The organism is Bacillus sp. V3-13, assembly GCF_002860165.1.
Lineage (GTDB): Bacteria > Bacillota > Bacilli > Bacillales > Cytobacillaceae > Bacillus_BJ.
Map to the genome: position 1 here is coordinate 81,366 of NZ_PGUZ01000038.1, position 19,098 is coordinate 100,463.

Here is a 19,098-nt window from a genome sequence, read left to right on the forward strand (position 1 = left end):
TATTTAATAGATTAATAAGTTGTACCTTTGTATTCAGATAGATTCTCTTTCGAAACTACCGGTGATTCCAATTTGATAAACTCAGGCATTTCTTCGCCTGCCAATGCCTTAGCCGCGGCAATGATGTTCATCGGTGTAATGACCGGATAAACCGTTGTCGATTCGATTACTCCCTTTTCGATCGCGTCAAATGCCGCTTCCTGGCCGTCAATACTGATTACTTTTATTTCATCTTGGCGTCCGGCCGCTTTGATGGCTTGAAGGGCTCCAAGTGTCATAATATCCGCATGTGTAAAGACAGCATCAATCCCGCCTTTTGGAAATCTTTGCAGCATATCTTCCATGACTTTCAAACCTTGCGCCTGGTCATAGTTGGCAGTCTGGCTGGCAATCACTTCGATCCCTTGTTCATCTTTAATCGCATCCATAAAGCCTTTATGCCGGTCAATCGTTGGCGATGCGGAAGGACTTCCCTGCAGTTCCACAACTTTTCCTTTGCCTCCCAATCTCTTAACGAGATCTTTGCCGGCAGCATTTCCAAGTGCATAGTCATCGGCTTTAATCGTTGTTAACACCGGTGCATTGACCGTCCTGTCAACCGAAATCACTTTGATTCCTGCCTCGGTTGCCCTCTTGACAGCCGGTGCAAGTGCATCTTTTTCCACCGCGTTGATGATGAGCACATCGATTCCTTTTGAGATAAAATCGTCAACCAGTTTTGTTTGGACGATCGGGTCATTCTGGCCGTCGCCGACCAGCAGTTCAATATTCGGGAAAAACTTTTTTGCTGCTTCTTCCGTTTTATTTTTTATCGCAACACCGTAAGGAAAAGTCGTAGATGCCACGGCAAACCCAACCTTGCCCTTTATGGATGCAGGATCTGCTTCCAGCTTCAATGCCTCCTGGCACTCAGCTCCACAATAAGGGCCGTACTCAATTTCCCCTGACGCTTCTGCTCCACCCGCTGTTTTTGCATCCGTGTTCGTTCCTGCCGAATTGTTTCCGCATGCTGTCATAAGCAGAACAGCCAGCGAAATTAAAACTGGAGTAAACGTTTTGAATGAACGCATTCCTTTTCCCTCCTTAAAAAATTTGTCTTTATAATTGTCTTTTCTGAACCTGCCTGTACGCTTTCCCCCTTTGCCGTTTTCTATTTATTACCATCATAACCCTGTCCACTGCTGCTTAATGTGCTGTTTCAGGTATGGTGTCGTAAACAGGATTGCGGCAACGATAATCAGTCCTTTCGCTACTTGCTGGTTGTAAGGAGACACACCCAACAGATTTAATAGATTCGCAACCATCGCCAGCAGCAAAGCACCAAGGACCGTACCGCCGACGCCGCCCCGTCCACCCATCAAGCTCGTTCCGCCAATTACGACGGCAGCGATACTATCAAGCATGATCGTGCTGTCGGCTGTCGGGTGCCCGACGTATAGTCTTGAAGCATTGATAAGGCCAGCCAAAGCAGCGGTCAATCCGCTGATCGAGTAAACCATAATTAAGATTCTTGTTGTCCTGACTCCGGATAATCTGGCTGCATCAAGGCTGCCGCCAACTCCATATACAAATCTGCCAAACGGCAAGTATTTCAGTACCAGCCAGGAAATCACCGCAATTGCGATAAACAGGATGACCGGTCCGGGAACAATGCCAATTCCGCCATTCCCGAGCATCTCTACAATCTGGCTGTCCACCAGGAACGTCTGCGGAGTTCCGTTGGATAAAAGTAAAGCCGCACCATTTCCAACAGCCATGGTCGCCAGCGTCATAATAAACGGCTGGATGCCGAAAAACGTTGATCCGATGCCATTAATCATTCCAATTAACACTCCAATGACCAGGACGATTAATAGCGCGACCGGAACAGCCATTCCGGAGTTAAGCATTAAAGCGAATGCCACTCCCGAGACGGCAAGGATCGCTCCGACTGAAAGATCAATGCCACCTGTCAGAATCACAAAGGTCATCCCAATCGCGACAATTCCAACCACGGAAGCTTGCCGGGTCACGTTGATGATATTCTGCAGGTTGAAGAATTCCGGTGTTAAAATCGCGGTCAGAACAATGATGCCGACAAAGAGCAGGATCGTCACTTTATAGGTGCGAAGAATGCTTAAAAACAAACCATCTGATCTTGCAGGATTTTCGATTGCGTTTCCTTCCAGTCTGATTGACGAAACACTTTCGTTTTTCATTCCTATACTCCTCCCACTGCATATTTCATAATCTTTTCTTCTGTCGCATCAGCCCGGTCCAGTTCACCGCTGATTTCTCCGTTGTGCATCACAAGAATGCGGTTACAATTTTCCAAAATTTCAGGTAACTCAGAAGAGATTAAGACAATGCCGATCCCTTCTTTGCAAAGCTCCCGCATGACACTATAGATTTGTGCTTTACTGCCGACATCAATTCCCCTTGTCGGTTCATCGAGAAATAAGATAAACACACCAGTTTCCAGCCATTTCGCCAGGACTACTTTTTGCTGGTTGCCGCCTGATAGACTTCCAACCAGAACATCCAGATGAGGAAGCTTAATCTTCAGTTTTTCTACATAATCCTTCGCAATCGTGCGCTCTTTCCTGCTTTGGATCCAGTTCGTTTTGGAAAATGACAGTTTTGCAATCGAAATATTTTGTAAAGCTGACAGGTTTTTAAATAAGCCCTGTCCTTTCCGGTCCTCCGGAACTAAGCCGATCCCTTTTTTAATTGCAAATTTAGGAGAACTAATCTTTACTTCCTTCCCCTTGATAAAAATTTTTCCCGAGTTAATCGGGTCAGCTCCGAAAATCGCCCGGGCCAACTCTGTTCGTCCCGCTCCCCTAAGACCGGCAATCCCCAATATTTCTCCTTTATAAAGAGAGAAGCTAATGTCGTGTAAAACGCCGGTTCTTGTAAGCCCTTCAACCCTGAGCAATTCTTCTTTCTCATCTGTATAAAGTTTTTCAGGTATGACCTGTTGAATCTTCCTGCCGACCATCTTTGAAACCAAATCATCCGGATTAGTATCGCGGATCCAGCCATCGTCAATTTGTTCGCCATCTTTTAAAACTAAATAACGGTCGGCTAAAACGAAAATCTCTTTTAAACGGTGCGAAATAAAGATGATCGCCACACCCCGTTTTTTGAGGAGACGAATCATATCGAGCAGCTGTTCTACATCGTCCCCGCCCAGTACGGCAGTTGGCTCATCAAGGATCATGATCTTCGCTTTTTGATAAAAGGCTCTGGCGATTTCAAGCATTTGCTGCTCAGCAATACTGAGACTGAATACAGCTTTTTCGACTGGTAAATACAACTTGAGATCATGAAGAAACTTTTCAGCTTCCTTGCGCATTTTACGCCACTCAATCAGCCCTGCTTTTTTCTGGTACTGGTTATAGAATAGATTTTCGGCCACAGACAAATGGGGAAATAAGCTTAATTCCTGGTGGACCGTAATCACTTCATGATTCACTGCTTCAAGTGGACTGTTAAACTTAACGATTTTGTCATTAATCAAAATTTCGCCACTGTCAGCCTGGATGACTCCCGCTAATATTTTGATCAATGTTGATTTTCCAGCCCCGTTTTCCCCGACAAGCGTCAGGATCTCACCGGCGTTGATTTTCAAGTTGATATTATTCAGCACTGTCACTCCGGAATAGCTTTTTGAGATTCCGCGCATTTCGAGAAGGTGTGGGGCTGAGACTCTTTCTGCTTGTTTAGAAATACTCATTCCTGATAACCTCCATCCAATTTGTTACCGCTTACATATTTAGTGAGAAAAATTTATCTGTAGGAAAAAGAGTAGATTCCTTCTTTGGTGCGGATAAGTGAATCATCGATGATTTTATCAACTGTCAGTACCGCCGCTCCGATGATGCCCGCTTTGTCCCCTTGGTAGGAAGAACGGATCACTAAATCTCTAGTTGCTAGGGGGAGTGACTTTTGATAGACTGCCTGCCTGATCGATGCCAGTAAGACATCGCCGGTTTCCGTTACGCTTCCTCCGATACAGACGAGCGAAGGATTGAAGAAATTGACAAGACCGGCCAGGACACTGCCGATTTGAAAACCGCATTCGCGGATCAGCTCAACCATGACTGGATCCGCTTCCCTTACAGCAAGCTTTACATCCTCAATGGTGATCTTCCCTTTCCTTTGTAAAATCTCATGGAGCATTTTGCTTTTGCCTTCCCTGGCAATCAGTTCCGCCTTCCGGGATATTGCCCTTCCTCCGGCCAACGCTTCCAAACAGCCCCGGTTGCCACAGTAGCACAAGTAATCATGGCCGATATTGTTATGGCCGATATTGCCGGCATACTCAGAAGCGCCCCGATAGATCTTTCCATTACAGATAATCCCTGCACCAATTCCATTTCCTACTTTTAGAAAGATGAAGTTATCAATCTCGGAAACTGATTCTACCATATGCTCCCCAAGCACCATCGTGTAAACATTATTATCAACATAGCATGGGCAATCGAAGTATTGATCCCAGAACCGCTGGATTGGAAAGCGATCCCAGCCCGGCATAATTGGCAGTGAGGCCGGCAATCCTGTGCTGTATTCGACCGGTCCAGGTACACCCATGCCAATTCCTTTGATGAGAGAGTGGTCGATCCTGCTTTCATCAAGCAAGAGAAGCACCAAATCTTTGATTTGCTCCAGCACGGCCTTAGGCCCGTGGGCTACGTCGATTAAACTTGATCTTGATACGACAATGCTGCAGGTTAAATCAAGTATTCCGACGTGAACATGTGTAGATTCAAGATCAATGGCGATAATATATCCGGCTTCAGCATTAAATGATAGAAGTCTGGGCTTTCTGCCACCGGTTGAATGACCCACTTCAACATCCATCACCAGGTCACTTCTTATTAAAGTTTCCACGTGCTCGGTAACTGTTGCTAAACTTAACCCGGTGAGTTGGACTAGCTCCGCTTTAGAAAGGGGCTTTTTATTCCGCCGTATTGCCTGCAAAACTTTCATTGTTATTTTCGGAACAGTCAATATCGAAGTCTCCTTTCGGAATCCAATCTTACTTTCTAATGGCTGTCTGCTTGCTTTTTAATATAAAATCAGAACTTTTTACAGTCAATTAGAAAAAGTATAAATATTCAGTTAATTAAGTTTGGAAAAACTTTTTAAAAAGTAATTGTGATCATTTTTGTTTTTAATTTAGTATGGGGACTTTTTATAGTCAATTTGAAAAAGTTTTGATTTTTCTACAAGAAGTTGCTCTATTTTGTCATAATTTATCGTTTTTATTAGTAATGGGAGAATTAAAGAGAAGGGATCCTCAATGCGAAATTAAGTAATCACTGGGTTACGAAGGGTATTTATATTTTTCGTCAAAAACTGAACTTACAACTCAAAATTTGTAGATATATAGAGTCAATTTCATAATTAGTTTTTTAAAAGATTACATTTGCCGAATTTCGTGAAATTACTTTTTAAAATGATGGATCCTTTTAAAAGCTACATAAAATCGGCATGACTAAATAAAGGTTTGAACATGATTTTTCAAATCAAAGTTTAGGAAGCTTTCTGTAATTCCTTCATTTGTTTGTTGATACGATCAACAGCTAGTTTACTAAGGGTATAAACGAGACATGAGATATCGAAGTCTACTTTGGCTAAAGCACCTCCTCGATGACGGATATTATCAAGCTGGAAGAATTCTTTGAGATAGGCATTCACCCTTTCCACGGCCGTCCGTTTCTTGTACAGTTCTTTGTAGCTATGGCTTCCTCTTGCAGGAACTGTATACTTCGGGATGTCGGATTCGACCTTTACTTTAAAGACTTTTTGGCAGCCTTCCTCTTTAAACGGGCATGTCTCGCATTCTTTTGGGCGGGTGTACTTAAGTGATTCATACTTTTTATCGAAGCTATCGTACACATAGGAATGGCCTTCTTTACAGACAGGACGAAAATATTTGTCCTTCCCTTCGATTTGGGGCTCATTCTTCTTATTGTAATCGATCAGCGGTCTGGCTCCGATCATCCGAATCTGTCTATAGACAGCTTTAAAATCGTATCCCGCATCAGCTAACACGTGCTCAATGTTCAAATAAGGATGCCGTTTTAGCCAGGGCTTTAAGTAAAGGAATCGACATTTTCCCATCATTGACATGGGCGGAAGAAAATAAGGATACCAAAATGTATTGGCTTTCGCAGTCAACGGCAAAGTGACCTTTATATCCGTACCAGAAAAACTTTTTATTGTCCGTGTTTTTCTTGGTACCCCATGATGGATGGAGAGGGATTTCTGCCTCGATTTCTTCAAAGGAATAGTCAACCATTTGATCCAGTGTCTTTTCGAAAATCGTCTTGGCCGCTTCGATTTCCGCCTGTTCCCTGAGCCATTGTTCTCGCTCTTCTTTCTTTTTGCGGCCGCGTTTTTTCGGTTTTTCCGGTTCGGGATTAGGAGTTTCTTCTTTTGGTTCCTCTGGAAAAAGTTCGGTTTGTTCATCGGCTTCCTGCTGGCTCTCTTTCTTTTTGCGGGAACGCTTCTTCGCTGGGTTAGCCGCATCCCTCGCTTCTGTGTGGGTCGCATCAATGGCTACATTGGCGCCATCAAGAAAGCCTTCCTGAAAGGCTTGATGGATAAGTTCGTCGTGACACTGTTCAAAGATGGGCAGCCCCCGTAATTTTGCGATGAGCCGTGAGTAAGAAGCTTCACTGGGCGTTGGATCTGAACCGGTAAAATGACACTGGTACCTAAATTCCTCGCTCTGACTCAAACGGGTGACAAGGTCTTTGATAAACGGCATTTTTTCGACTACCCGTATGAAAAGAGAGTAAATCATCGCTTCATATTTTAATGTTTCAGGGGCACCGAGATGGGTTTTTTTGGTCACGGCCATAACGAAAGGAGTGATATCAATCATCTCAAAGAGCCAGCTGTATTTTTCATCTGGAGACATTTTCATTAATTCTTCCAAGCTCTGAGGAGTAAAAATTTTTCGGGATAAATTTTGTTTTCAACCTCCTAAAATGCGCTAAATATGAGATAATTTAACTACAAAAGATTGTAGTAAAACAGCACATTTTTAGGAGGTTTTGCGGTTGGTTACCAGAAGAGAGAAAAGAGAGAAGGAAAAAGAAATAAATTATTTTTTCGAGTTCCTGAAAATTAAGAACCATTTTTTCAAGGAATTCATCCACAAAATAAAAAATGTCAAAGATCATCGGTCACAAAGCTATATTACCTACGGGGCGGAGGTCCTTTTATTTACACTTCTCCTAAAAGCCATGACGGGCTTGAAATCCATGAGGGGCATGGATGATGCCTTCAACAAAGAGGAATGCATCGAAAATGTCCGGAAGGCCCTGGGCCTGGAAACGCTGGAAGAACTGCCCCATTATGATACCATCAACGATTTCCTCTCAGGCCTGGACGTTAAGGAACTTGAAAAGGTCAGAGCCTATATGGTCAAGGAGCTATTGAAGAAGAGGTGCTTTGAACAATTCAGGATAGAGGGAAAGTATTGGGGTGTGAGCGTGGACGGCACGGGTCTGCATACATTCCAAAAGAAGCACTGTGAACACTGCCTAAAACGGGAATATGTCGATAAGGAAACCGGGGAAACCAAGACCATTTACATGCACCATGTACTTGAGGCAAAGCTGGTAGTGGGTGACATGGTTTTTAGCATTGCTTCGGAATTCATCGAAAATGAATCGGAGGAAGTCACGAAGCAGGACTGTGAAATGAAGGCATTCCACCGGCTGGCCAAAAAGATAAAGGAAACATTCAAGAGGCTGCCTATATGCATCCTGGGAGACAGTCTCTATGCATGCGAGCCGGTATTTTCCATTTGTGATGAACATAAATGGAAATTCATATGCCGATTCAAGGAAGGCAGGATAAGGAGTATTGCCTCGGAGTTCAACACTATAAAGGAAATGGAACTAGGCAGAGGGCAGGAAGGCATCTTTTGGGTCAATGACATTTCATACAATAAAAGGACGGTTAACCTGATGGAGTGGAAGCTTGATCTGGAGGATGGGAAAAGCAAGCAGTATGTATTTATAACCAATTTAAAAGTAACAAAAAAGAGTGAGGAAGGATTAGTGGCTGCGGGCCGTAGCCGCCGGAAGATCGAAAACCAGGGATTCAACCAACAGAAGAACATAAGGTTCAATATTGAGCACGCCAATAGCCATGATTACACAGCGATGAAAAATCATTACCTTATGGTCCAAATTGCGGATATGATTATGCAGCTTTATGAGAAAGGCTCCAGCTTATTTAAGGCCATGAAGAAAACGGCAAAAGAAAAATCCTCAAACCTGTTAGAAGCGATTCGCACCCGCAGATTAACAGATGAGGACATAACTGCTTTGGCAATACCAATACAAGTAAGGTTTACCTGGCAGATTCATTATAGCAAAGGATGTGATGGAAGGAAAGGGGTCATTCTAGGCATTTCCAGTTATATACAAACAAAATGGAACAGGTCAGTCTTTTTGGCAAAAAAATAGATGAATTCAAATGGTAAAATCTTACTTTTTAATTCCGGGAATCTTACCTTTTAAAATAACTAGGGATAAATTTACTCTTCAATGCTGAATCCATTATATTCTTATTGACTATACCTGTTATACTTTCCTCGTGTAATTTATTGTACAACATACATAAAGACCAGTTTGTATACACCATTAGCTATTAATGGTGTATAGCCTCCTCAAATAGTTCTAACCAAATAGCTGCCCGAACATATTTTATTAGTCGTACTCTGTTTCAAGAGGCTTGAAATTATAACGGCCGTTGTCTTCCTTGATGATCTCCTGGGGTCTTTTAATCTCCATAAATATGATTTCCGGATACTGATTCTCTCTTTCGTAATTTCCCCGAGATTCCTTGCGATTAGAAGTTTGTTGTTGAAGGCCGTAAATCTTGACTCCTCTTTTATCGAATATCCATCGTGAAAAACTACTTTTGTTTGTCTTCCGGATGGTGAGGTGTTTTGCACAGCTGCAGCATTTATCCAGAAGCAATCATCATTGCTTGGCCCTTTAACTGGAAACATGAAAATTCCATGATACGGATTCACCGCAAGGCACATGCCAATAATCAATTTGGCACTTTTTATAGCACCCTTGAGGTTAGAATTCATATATTTAAGAGATTCATCGAGTACTTTTAGCGGATCCAAATCAACAAGAAAGGAATCGCCCCTTTCCCATACTCTTGTACAAAGTTTGCCATAACCGTCACGTTCTCCGTTTAGTAAATTCAATTTGGGATTGATATTTAATGGTCGACCATTGACATTAGAGTTCTCCCTTACATGGTTATTGATTCTTTTTTTCTGACAAATGGGGTATACTAGCTTAAAGTTGGTATTTCCAACTTCCAACATCTATGGGCGCTGTCAGCCACGACTTTTACCGCTCATAGGTGTTCATTATATACGAATAGCTTTCTCACATTCTCATCACCTGCTACCTCCGCGTTCATTAATCCTACTGGGAAATGTTGGTAAATAATTATCCCGAAAACATTATAGCTTGACTGGCAGGTCATTAAAACCTTTTTACGATTATGTAGGAAGGTAGTTATTCCGATTTTACTTGTCCAAAACTTAGCTTATAGCTTGGAGATATTGAATTATTTTACTTTTCTAGTAAAATATTATACTGACCTTAATTTTTATTTAATCCGGTAATCATTTTTCTGAAAAAACATATATTTTAGGTGAGATTTGATGGCTTAAATAGAATTGGATTAAGTTTCTATTTGTCAAATCCTAATACTTTTTGTCGAATTGTTATGTATTTTGACAGTTTTATGGCAGGTTCATAAGTTTCACACATATCCAGGCTTCTTGGATTTTCAGATACATCAGATACATCAACTTAAAGTTAGTGGTTTATTTAATTGATACACAAAAGGGACAGTAATCAAACTGTCCCTTTTTATAAGATAATAGTCGTGTATTTCAAGAGCTGCCCTAAACCAAAAGAGTCGATTATTTCACCCTGTAAGTAAGTCCAGTCAAAAATTGCAGCCACGCATAAACTCCGGTTTTAACGGTTTCTGATACCGCAGAATCCTTGGTGGGATCCAAACATACGAAATCAATATGCCGGACAGATGGATGCTTCCCAATCTCCATCAGGGACTCGAAAAGCTCTGCTGTGCTCAGCCCTCCTGGTGTTGAAGCTGGTACTCCCGGGGCAACAGAAATGTCGAGCACATCCATGTCAACTGTAACATATACCCGGTCAACTTTTTCTGACAGCCTGGCAAGTGCTACCTGTACAGTTTGAGCAAAGCCAGCTTTACGAGCATTCTTTAACGTAATCATTTGAATCGAATGTTGCTTCGCATAGTCAATAAGGGATTTTGCATTGAAATAGCCATGCAGACCAATATTGAAGACATCTTCTCCTCTGACAGTAGAACTATCCACCAGTTGCCTGATTGGGGTGCCGTTTGCCGGACCCAGCTCGGACGGGTCCCGTACATCCAGATGAGTATCAAGCTGCAAAACCCCGATCCTGTCTTCTGGAAATGCCTCCTTGATCCCTCTTACTGCACAGGCTGTTGTTGAATGGTCGCCGCCAATCATTGAGGTGATTGTATCAGGATAGGCAGAAACCAAAAATGCAGTAGCCTCCTGAATTCTCCTGTGGGATAAGAGAATATCAGTGGTATGCATAAGAACATCCCCGGCATCCGCAACCTTTAGCCCTGTTAAATCAATATCCTCATCCAGATTGTAAGTGGCAAAGCCCTTCCACATCCGGCGGAACTCTGTCGGGTATAAGGATGCACCTGATACACTGATCGAAGAACGGGAAATCGGTGCACCATATACAAGCAAATCAGGGTTTTCTTTCGTATCCTTCAGCTGTCCGACCCATTGGTGAACATAGGCTGGTTCGTCCGTTTTCACATTCCATGACCATTCTGGTGGCTGAATCCATTGCTCACCCATGCTTACCCTACCACCTTTACTCCTTTTTTCCACACCGCTTTAACGTGGTTGACACCAAACAGATATTGCAGCTCCTGATAGCTTTTCACGTTCCATAACACCACATCTGCCTGCTTTCCGGCCTCCAGAGAGCCGACCAGATGCTGACGGTTGATCGCACACGCGGCATTATATGTTGCAGCAGTCAATGCTTCTGCAGGCGTCATTCTCATGGAGATGCAGGCCAGGTTCATGACAAGCGGCATGGATGTTGTCGGTGAGGATCCGGGGTTACAGTCGGTCGAAATGGCTACAGCGACCCCTTCGTCAATCATTTTCCTTCCATTGGCTGCTTGTTCACGCAAATAAAGTGCTGTTGCCGGAAGCAGGCAGGCAATTGTACCCGCGTTTGCCATTGCTTTGATTCCTTCGTCAGATGCCTTTAATAAATGTTCAGCTGAAATCGCCCCGATCTTGGCGGCCAATTCAGCTCCTCCATATGCAACAATTTCGTCTGCATGGATTTTCGGTATAAGACCGTGCTTTTTGCCCGCCTCCAATATCTGCTCTGATTGTTCAGGGGTAAAAACATCCTTTTCACAAAAGACATCATTAAATTCAGCTAACTTCTCTTCAGCGACAACAGGGAGCATATAGTTGATCAAGTGATCGACGAATTCATCCTCTTTCCCTTTGTACTCGGGTGGAACTGCATGTGCTCCCATGAACGTTGGAACAAGGTCGATCGGATGGGTTTCCTGCAATTGCTTCATCACACGCAGCTGCTTCAGTTCCGTTTCCAGATTCATCCCGTATCCGCTTTTTCCTTCGACAGTTGTCACACCATGCTGTAAAAAGGAATCGAGGCGCTTCATTGTCTGGCAGATAAGCTCTTCTTCGCTTGCCTCACTGGTCATGCGGGCGGTGGCATGGATCCCGCCGCCCGCATTCATGATCTCCATATAAGAGATGCCTTGAAGTCGCATTTCAAATTCACGCTCACGGCTTCCACCGTATGCCACATGTGTATGGGGATCGACCAGCCCTGGCGTAACCAAATGGCCATATGCATCTATTATGTCAGCTTCCGTTAATTTGGACCGATACCGTTCTTCCACTTCTTTGGTGGTTCCCGCCGCTTTGATGATCCCATCTTCTATCCACAGGCTTCCATCTTGTATAAGCCCTATATCAGACATTGCTTCCTTCGTACGGGGACCTTCCTCTTTGGATGCAAGGGTTGCCAGCTGCTCTATGTTTTTGATCCAAATCGGTTTTGCCATCTTATTCAGTCTCCATATCCAGCATTGGAATCTTGACTCCTTTTTCACGGGCCGTTTTCTTTGCCAGCTCGTATCCGGCATCGACATGGCGCACGACTCCCATGCCTGGATCTGTTGTCAGGACACGTTCGAGCCTTGCTTCAGCATTCTTCGTTCCGTCCGCAACAATGACAATTCCGGAGTGAAGCGAATATCCCATCCCGACTCCTCCGCCATGATGCAGGGACACCCATGTTGCACCGCCGACGGCGTTGATCATTGCATTTAAAATTGGCCAATCAGCTACGACATCGGAACCATCCTTCATTGCTTCCGTTTCCCTGTTTGGTGACGCAACAGATCCTGAATCCAGATGGTCACGGCCAATCACGATCGGTGCCTTTAATTCGCCTGCTGCTACCATTTGATTAATAATTTTGCCAAACCGTGCCCTTTCGCCGTAGCCGAGCCAGCAAATCCGGGATGGCAGCCCCTGGAATTGGATTTTTTCCCGGGCCTTGCGAATCCAGTTGCATAAATGTTGATTTTCGCTGAATTCACGCAAAACGACTTCATCCAGTTTATAAATATCATCCGGATCTCCCGAAAGCGCAACCCATCTGAATGGTCCTTTCCCTTCACAAAATTGCGGCCTGATGTAAGCCGGAACAAAGCCTGGGAAGTCAAAGGCGTTTTCCACTCCTTCGTCCTTGGCAACCTGGCGGATATTGTTTCCGTAGTCAAAAGCAACTGCCCCTTTTTCCATCATTTCAAGCATTGCTTGTACATGCCTGGCCATTGATGCCTTGGACAGCTTTACATATTCCTCCGGGCTGCTTGAACGCAATTGTGCAGCTTCTTCAAGGGACATGCGGGAAGGGACATATCCGTTCAACGGATCATGGGCTGATGTTTGATCTGTGACAATCTCAGGAATAAAACCTTTTTCAAGCATCTCCGGCAGGATGTCGGATGCATTCCCGATTAGTCCGATTGACAATGCTTTTCCCGCCAGTTTTGCCTCGGTTGCGAGACGGATTGCTTCATCCAATGAATCTGTTTTCATGTCTGTGTAACGCGTTTCGATTCTGCGGTCAATTCGGGATTCATCCACCTCAATCCCGATGCATACTCCGCCGTTCATTGTGACAGCGAGTGGCTGGGCCCCGCCCATTCCGCCGAGCCCGGCTGTCACCGTGATGGTATTTTTCAGCGTGCTTCCGAAATGCTGGTTTGCCAGCTCCGAGAAGGTTTCGTACGTTCCCTGGACAATCCCCTGGGAGCCGATATAGATCCAGCTTCCGGCCGTCATTTGTCCGTACATCATAAGCCCTTTTTTGTCCAGCTCGTGGAATGTCTCCCAATTTGCATAGGCAGGGACAATATTGGAGTTGGCAATCAGCACACGGGGCGCGTCCTGGTGTGACTTAAAAATGGCCACAGGCTTTCCTGATTGAACCAATAGTGTCTCATCGTTTTCAAGTTCCTTCAGCGACTTGACGATTGCATCAAAGCAATCCCAGTTCCGTGCCGCTTTACCAATTCCGCCGTAAACAACAAGGTCCTCCGGCTTTTCAGCAACCTCCGGGTCCAGATTATTCATTAACATACGAAGGGCAGCCTCTTGCAGCCAGCCTTTTGTATTTAATTCTGTTCCGCGATATTGAATCACTTTTTGTGTCATTGTTTGTTCCATCTGGATTGCCTCCTCCAATAAATCCACATGTTTCGTGAATTTTTAATTAAATCCCAAAAAAATTAAAGCAGCTTGCCAATCTTCTCTTCTGCAACCGAAATGATTTCACCAGAATGGATAAAATCCTTTAATGTTTCCAGATATGGATAAAGATAGGTGTCCTCCGTAATCCGGGGCATAGATTTTTCTATCTGCTCCAAAACGGCCTTTGAAGCCGATCCCGGAGTCAGATTCCCTTTCACAAATTGATGGGCGTTATAAATGGACAAAAGTTCAATTCCCAATATATACTCAAGCTTCCTAGCTGCCTCCCGGGCCTTTTTCGCTGAATTGTACCCCATTGCCACATAATCCTCCTGGTCTGCACAAGTCGGAATGCTGTCAACGGTGGCAGGCTGGGATAAGAGTTTCATATCATTTAAAAGTCCTGCCTGTGTGTACTGGGGAATCATCAATCCTGAATTCAGGCCGGCATTCCGGACAAGAAAGGAAGGAAATCCTGAAAGATGCTGATTGATGAGCCGATTGTTCCTCCGCTCCGACATTTTGGCGATCGCTGCTACTGCAATACATGCCGAATCCAGCTCAATCCCAACGTACGATGAATCACAGTTACATCCAGAAATTGCACCGGCCTCTTCTTCACCCGGCCATAAAATGGGGTTGTCGCAGCACGAGTTCATCTCGACATCTAAGGTTTTCGCCGCATCAAGGAGCGTTTTTTTCGCTGCCCCGTGAAGCTGGGGGATCGCACGCAACGATAAGGCATCCTGCAGGCGATGGTCGACCGACTGTATCGCAATCTGTGAATCTTCCAAAACCCTTCTTAAATTTGCGGCTGTATTTCGCTGATCCTGATGCGGACGGACAATCATTAAGCGGTCGTCAAACGCACGAGTCGTCCCCCTTAATACCTCCAGAGCCATTGAACCGATGATGTCAGCTGCCTTAGCCGCCTGGAGCATATCAAACAAGGCAAGGGCCCCAATCGCAGTCGGGCTTGTTGTTCCGCTGATCAATGCCAATCCCTCTTTTGCGGAAAGTTCGATTGGCTGCAGTCCGGCTTTATAGAGAGCCTCCTTGGCAGGCAGCAACTCCCCATCTATATATGCTTTTCCCTCACCGAGCAGGACCAAAGCGATATGCGCTTCCACACTCAAATATCCGACCGAGCCTTCGCGAGGCGCAAACGGTGTGAGTCCACGGTTTAAAAACTGCCGATACATCTCTAAAGTACCAAGTCTGACCCCGGAATACCCCTGGCCCAAATTTTGCAAGACCATCAGCATAATCGCCCGTACACATTCCTCTTCTAAAGGCTCGCCAACTGAGGTTGCGTGAGACAATAGAATATTTCTTTGCAAGATGGTTGTCTGATCTTCAGAAATTAATTGCGTTGACAGCGCTCCAAAACCCGTATTTACCCCGTACATGATACGTTCTTCATCAATCCATTTAGATACGAGCTTAGAGGACCGTTCTACCCGTTGGCAATAAGCATCTGAAAAATCGATATGAGCACCATGACGCGCAATGGAGACAAACTCTTCTAATGTGATTGCATTGCCAAGTGCCACCTTGTTCAATTCGCGGGCTGCCATCGCCATGCTACTTCCTCTTTTCTATAGATTATTTTTCAATTTTATCGAAAAAAAACATTTTGATTGCTGAAAAAACTTGAAGGACAAAGATGAATAAAACGGCGGAACCACCCAATGCTGCAAGGTACTTGACACCATCAACGCCCTGGACACCGCCCGCAAATGCGACCATCACATAAGCAATAACAGCAATGGACACAGCCCACACAAGAACTTTCCATTTCGCAGGTTCCTGATCAAAACGAATGTTCACTGTACACAGCGTGGCAATGGCACGGACCATTGAGTCCGCTGCTGTAGCGAAAGAAAGAATCAGCGCCATCATCACTACCGGAATAATAACGGCTGCCAGCGGCAAATTATTCAGGAAAGCCCATAACCCTGCAACCGCTCCACTTTCTTTAATGGTTGATACTAAATCAACGGTATTGTTTTGCTGCCAGTGCAATGCCGTCCCTCCAAAGACCCCGAACCAGACAACACCGAATAAAGCAGGTAAAATCCAATTGATTACCATAAACTGCCGAATGGTCCGGCCATATGAGATTACTGCCAGGAAGATTCCCATCAATGGTGCGTATGCAATCCAGATGGCCCAGTCGTATAATGTCCACCACATAACGAGTGCTTCCCCGCCAATCAGGCCAGGATCAAGCCCCCATTCCCAGAAGTTTTGCAGCCAATGCCCAAAGCCCGCCGTCGTGGACTGAAAAATATATAAGGTGGGGCCAATGACGATAAGGGCAACCAAAAGGATATAAAAAACCTTTGCGTTAATATCCGCCATTCGGCGAATCCCTTTGTCCAAGCCTTTCAACGCCGAAAGTGTAAATAATAAAAAGGTGACAGACACGATTGCAAGCCAAACAACAGGACCTTGCTTAATCCCATAAACCGTCTCGATGCCAGACCCTACCAATGCCAAACCTGCTCCGAGTGAAGAAGCGAGACCGAGCGCTATGGCGAGCACAGACAATGTGTCAATAATTCCGGGCCAAATTCCCTTTGTAACTTTTTCGCCAAACAGAGGAGTTAACGTTCCTGTAACTGACAATGACTGCCCTCGGTTAAAATACATATAAGCGACTGCAAGTCCGCTCAATGAGTACATCGCATATGGAATAAATGTCCAATTGTAAAGTGATCTTCCCATTGCATAGATGGCAGCCATTGCTGTCCCTGGTTGAACTCCTGTATTCTCCATTTCCCCATAAATGCTGCCAAAGTATATGATTGGTTCATTGACACCGTAGGTTATGACTCCAGTTGCGATTCCGCCCGTCAGCGCCATGGCAAACCAGGCAGAAAATGAATATTTAGGTTTGGCATCAGAGCCTCCCAAACGAATGTTGCCTAATTTTGAAAACGTTATCATCATTACTAAGATTAAAGCTACAATGGAAATTATCTGATAAAGCCATCCAAGCCCCCGTAACGATCCGATAAACCCCTTCATCGAAATATCAGCCAGCAATTTATTGTTCACAATTCCCAAAATGGCTCCCCCGCCAACCACAAGGAATGCCGGCACGAAAACGGATACGCGCGTTCGCTGCTTTTGCTTCGCGACTATTTCAGGCGTTACTTCCTTCTCCACTACCATTGACATCAATAGTTCCTCCTTTGATTTTCATTAAAAAAGATAAAGAAACTAGCCTGCAGAGTATTAAAAATGTCTTTCCTTTCCCGCGGTTATTTTATTTATCTTAATATACTGAAAATTATAAAGAATAAATTCCCTTACAAGATAGATGCGTATTATTCGAAGTTTGATACTTTTTAACGGAGAATAATGTAAATTAATTCCAATTTTAATGAATAAATTATAATTATTTACGATTCTTATAAATATTTACGGTTTTGTGACATTGGAAAGATTTTCATTCCATTTCCTGTTGCACGTTCAATTTATATTCTCGTGGTGCCATGTTCGTCATTTCCTTAAAAAGCCGCGTAAAATAACTTGGATTTCGGAAACCAACCTGATAGGCAATCTCTTTAATCGAAAGCTGCCCTGCATGTAATAGCTGTTTTGCCTCGTTGATCCGTTTATTGGCTAAATGCTGACGGAATGATATCCCTTGCCGTTTCATCAACAAATGGCTGTAATACGCTGTACTTCTTCCAACAGCATCTGCTACATCCTCCAAGGTTAAATCGGGGTTGGCATAATGCTTCTCGATATACATGAGACCTCTTTCAATCACATCTTTTTTTGAAAATACATCACCAATCCTGGCACGATCAAGCAGTTCATACAGGAACAAAAGCATCTCCTGGACAATGCGGTATAAAACACGATTGTACAAAATCTCGGAGAATATTTTCATATAATACTCTTCCATCTCCCCATTATCGAGCTGGTATGTTTTCATAAACCTTCTAACCTGTGCCAATATGCTCGTAAGTCTTGTCCTCAACTTTTCAGGATTTGGAAATGGCGTATCCATATGAAAAAATTCCTGATGCATCCAGTTTTTTATTTTCTGTTTATCAAAGCTGTTTAACATCTCCACCCAATCCCGCTGTTCGGCTGAGGTTAAAAATGGATCGATTTCATTCCAGCATTCATATCCTTCTTTTGGCAGAATGACTTGACGATAACCGATAAAAAAAGTTACTTCCAGAAGCCTTCTTGCACCCCGGTACATTTCATGCACTGTTTTCATTTCCTGATTTGGCGGAATAATGACCGCAGCAAGAGGCTCAATATGGGCAGCTTCCCATTCCCGTAAGAATTTCACTGTTTCTTTTCTTATGTTCTGTGTTTTCTTAAACAAGCAAACCACCATATCTGTTAATGGCAAAATGGTTGGATGCTCCCGAAATGGATAAGCTTTTAAAAACTCGAGCAAATCAGGGTACTTTTTGTTATTTTCGGCATGTAAAATCATCAGTGTAAGTTTCCCGATATTTAGCTCCTGCTCTAAAAATAATGATCGGTACGAAAACCCCTCATCTTTATGAGAATCAAGGTCATTTAATTGCTCCCGGCGGCTTACAAGTGACGATGCCACCCTAAGACAATCTTTGATTTTCACCGGATCCAGTGGTTTATCAAGCAAATCAACACTCCCCAGTTCAATCGCCTGTTTTGCCCTCTCAAATGTCGCTTCCGCTGTAACAGCTATAACTTTTGGTGAGAAGCTTTTGATATGTCTTGTCATCAGTGGCCAATTCTCAGCTGGAATCATATCCAGCTCCAGATAGAGAATCTCCGGAAGTTCTTTTTCAACCGCAGCAAGTGTTTCCTTTACTGTTTTCGCAGCAAAAACATGATTAATGGGGATGGAATAGGTCGAAATAAGCCATTCAATCGCGACCCTTTCATGATCGTCCCGTTCCGCAATCACTATTTTCATTATTTCCTGCACCTTCTTTATGTTATTAATAACGCCTTATTTGGCCATCCAAATATACACCCTCCATGCGTAATTAAAAATCACTATATCTATCACTCTGTTAATAGAAAGTATACTATCAACCTATTAAGTACGGTATAAGTAAACGAGAAATAATCCCCACCTGTTTGATGGGGACTTTTTGTTACTGGAAAATTTGTAAGAAAAACCGGGCGAAAACCATGCCCGGTCCTTTTTTGTTTAGAGGAAATCCGGTAGTTTG

General features: G+C 43.9%; 12 protein-coding genes and 1 pseudogene. 1 reads left to right on the plus strand and 12 read right to left on the minus strand.

Features of this window, described 5'->3' with window-relative positions; all coding sequences use genetic code 11:
• Nucleotides 1-11 precede the first annotated feature (11 nt).
• From CU633_RS14380 to CU633_RS14400, 5 genes and pseudogenes are all read right to left on the minus strand, one after another.
• Nucleotides 12-1,070 (minus strand): substrate-binding domain-containing protein, encoded by a 1,059-nt coding sequence (locus CU633_RS14380; protein ID WP_101661287.1) that lies wholly within the window; start codon nucleotides 1,068-1,070, stop codon nucleotides 12-14.
• 93 nt (nucleotides 1,071-1,163) lie between these two features.
• On the minus strand, nucleotides 1,164-2,198 hold the full coding sequence (locus CU633_RS14385) for an ABC transporter permease (protein WP_101661288.1): 1,035 nt from the start codon (nucleotides 2,196-2,198) through the stop codon (nucleotides 1,164-1,166).
• A 2-nt stretch (nucleotides 2,199-2,200) separates the two neighbouring features.
• Nucleotides 2,201-3,718 (minus strand): sugar ABC transporter ATP-binding protein, encoded by a 1,518-nt coding sequence (locus CU633_RS14390; protein ID WP_101661289.1) that lies wholly within the window; start codon nucleotides 3,716-3,718, stop codon nucleotides 2,201-2,203.
• 53 nt (nucleotides 3,719-3,771) lie between these two features.
• The gene (locus CU633_RS14395; protein WP_101661290.1) at nucleotides 3,772-4,995 is read right to left on the minus strand and encodes an ROK family transcriptional regulator; all 1,224 of its coding nucleotides are present in this window, start codon (nucleotides 4,993-4,995) and stop codon (nucleotides 3,772-3,774) included.
• 525 nt (nucleotides 4,996-5,520) lie between these two features.
• Nucleotides 5,521-6,919, minus strand: a pseudogene (locus CU633_RS14400) (transposase).
• A 136-nt stretch (nucleotides 6,920-7,055) separates the two neighbouring features.
• Between CU633_RS14400 and CU633_RS14405 the strand changes: the two are divergent.
• Nucleotides 7,056-8,474, plus strand: a complete 1,419-nt coding sequence (locus CU633_RS14405; protein ID WP_257958805.1) for a transposase family protein — start codon at nucleotides 7,056-7,058, stop codon at nucleotides 8,472-8,474.
• Nucleotides 8,475-8,677: 203 nt separating this feature from the next.
• On the opposite strand, the gene CU633_RS14410 is transcribed toward CU633_RS14405, so the two are convergent.
• From CU633_RS14410 to CU633_RS14440, 7 genes are all read right to left on the minus strand, one after another.
• Nucleotides 8,678-9,355: a competence protein ComK gene (locus CU633_RS14410; protein WP_101661291.1), complete on the minus strand. Its 678-nt coding sequence runs from the start codon at nucleotides 9,353-9,355 to the stop codon at nucleotides 8,678-8,680.
• A 609-nt stretch (nucleotides 9,356-9,964) separates the two neighbouring features.
• Complete coding sequence (locus tag CU633_RS14415) at nucleotides 9,965-10,936, minus strand: agmatinase family protein (RefSeq protein WP_101661292.1); 972 nt, start codon at nucleotides 10,934-10,936, stop codon at nucleotides 9,965-9,967.
• Between the two features lie 2 nt (nucleotides 10,937-10,938).
• The gene (hutI, locus tag CU633_RS14420) at nucleotides 10,939-12,198 is read right to left on the minus strand and encodes an imidazolonepropionase (protein WP_101661293.1); all 1,260 of its coding nucleotides are present in this window, start codon (nucleotides 12,196-12,198) and stop codon (nucleotides 10,939-10,941) included.
• 1 nt (nucleotide 12,199) lies between these two features.
• Nucleotides 12,200-13,873 (minus strand): urocanate hydratase, encoded by a 1,674-nt coding sequence (gene hutU / locus CU633_RS14425; protein ID WP_101661294.1) that lies wholly within the window; start codon nucleotides 13,871-13,873, stop codon nucleotides 12,200-12,202.
• Nucleotides 13,874-13,935: 62 nt separating this feature from the next.
• Nucleotides 13,936-15,480, minus strand: coding sequence for an HAL/PAL/TAL family ammonia-lyase (locus CU633_RS14430; protein WP_257958806.1), 1,545 nt, complete (start codon nucleotides 15,478-15,480; stop codon nucleotides 13,936-13,938).
• A 22-nt stretch (nucleotides 15,481-15,502) separates the two neighbouring features.
• Nucleotides 15,503-17,083, minus strand: coding sequence for a BCCT family transporter (locus tag CU633_RS14435; RefSeq protein ID WP_219620959.1), 1,581 nt, complete (start codon nucleotides 17,081-17,083; stop codon nucleotides 15,503-15,505).
• A 271-nt stretch (nucleotides 17,084-17,354) separates the two neighbouring features.
• Nucleotides 17,355-18,836: a helix-turn-helix domain-containing protein gene (locus CU633_RS14440; protein ID WP_101661295.1), complete on the minus strand. Its 1,482-nt coding sequence runs from the start codon at nucleotides 18,834-18,836 to the stop codon at nucleotides 17,355-17,357.
• Nucleotides 18,837-19,098 lie beyond the last annotated feature (262 nt).

What these genes read in the sequence shown, in the direction of transcription:
- CU633_RS14380 (WP_101661287.1), bottom strand. Translation starts at nt 1,070, where the DNA reads ATGCGTTCATTCAAAACGTTTACTCCAGTTTTAATTTCGCTGGCTGTT.
- CU633_RS14385 (WP_101661288.1), bottom strand. Translation starts at nt 2,198, where the DNA reads ATGAAAAACGAAAGTGTTTCGTCAATCAGACTGGAAGGAAACGCAATC.
- CU633_RS14390 (WP_101661289.1), bottom strand. Translation starts at nt 3,718, where the DNA reads ATGAGTATTTCTAAACAAGCAGAAAGAGTCTCAGCCCCACACCTTCTC.
- CU633_RS14410 (WP_101661291.1), bottom strand. Translation starts at nt 9,355, where the DNA reads ATGTTGGAAGTTGGAAATACCAACTTTAAGCTAGTATACCCCATTTGT.
- CU633_RS14415 (WP_101661292.1), bottom strand. Translation starts at nt 10,936, where the DNA reads ATGGGTGAGCAATGGATTCAGCCACCAGAATGGTCATGGAATGTGAAA.
- hutI (WP_101661293.1), bottom strand. Translation starts at nt 12,198, where the DNA reads ATGGCAAAACCGATTTGGATCAAAAACATAGAGCAGCTGGCAACCCTT.
- hutU (WP_101661294.1), bottom strand. Translation starts at nt 13,873, where the DNA reads ATGGAACAAACAATGACACAAAAAGTGATTCAATATCGCGGAACAGAA.
- CU633_RS14430 (WP_257958806.1), bottom strand. Translation starts at nt 15,480, where the DNA reads ATGGCGATGGCAGCCCGCGAATTGAACAAGGTGGCACTTGGCAATGCA.
- CU633_RS14435 (WP_219620959.1), bottom strand. Translation starts at nt 17,083, where the DNA reads ATGTCAATGGTAGTGGAGAAGGAAGTAACGCCTGAAATAGTCGCGAAG.
- CU633_RS14440 (WP_101661295.1), bottom strand. Translation starts at nt 18,836, where the DNA reads ATGAAAATAGTGATTGCGGAACGGGACGATCATGAAAGGGTCGCGATT.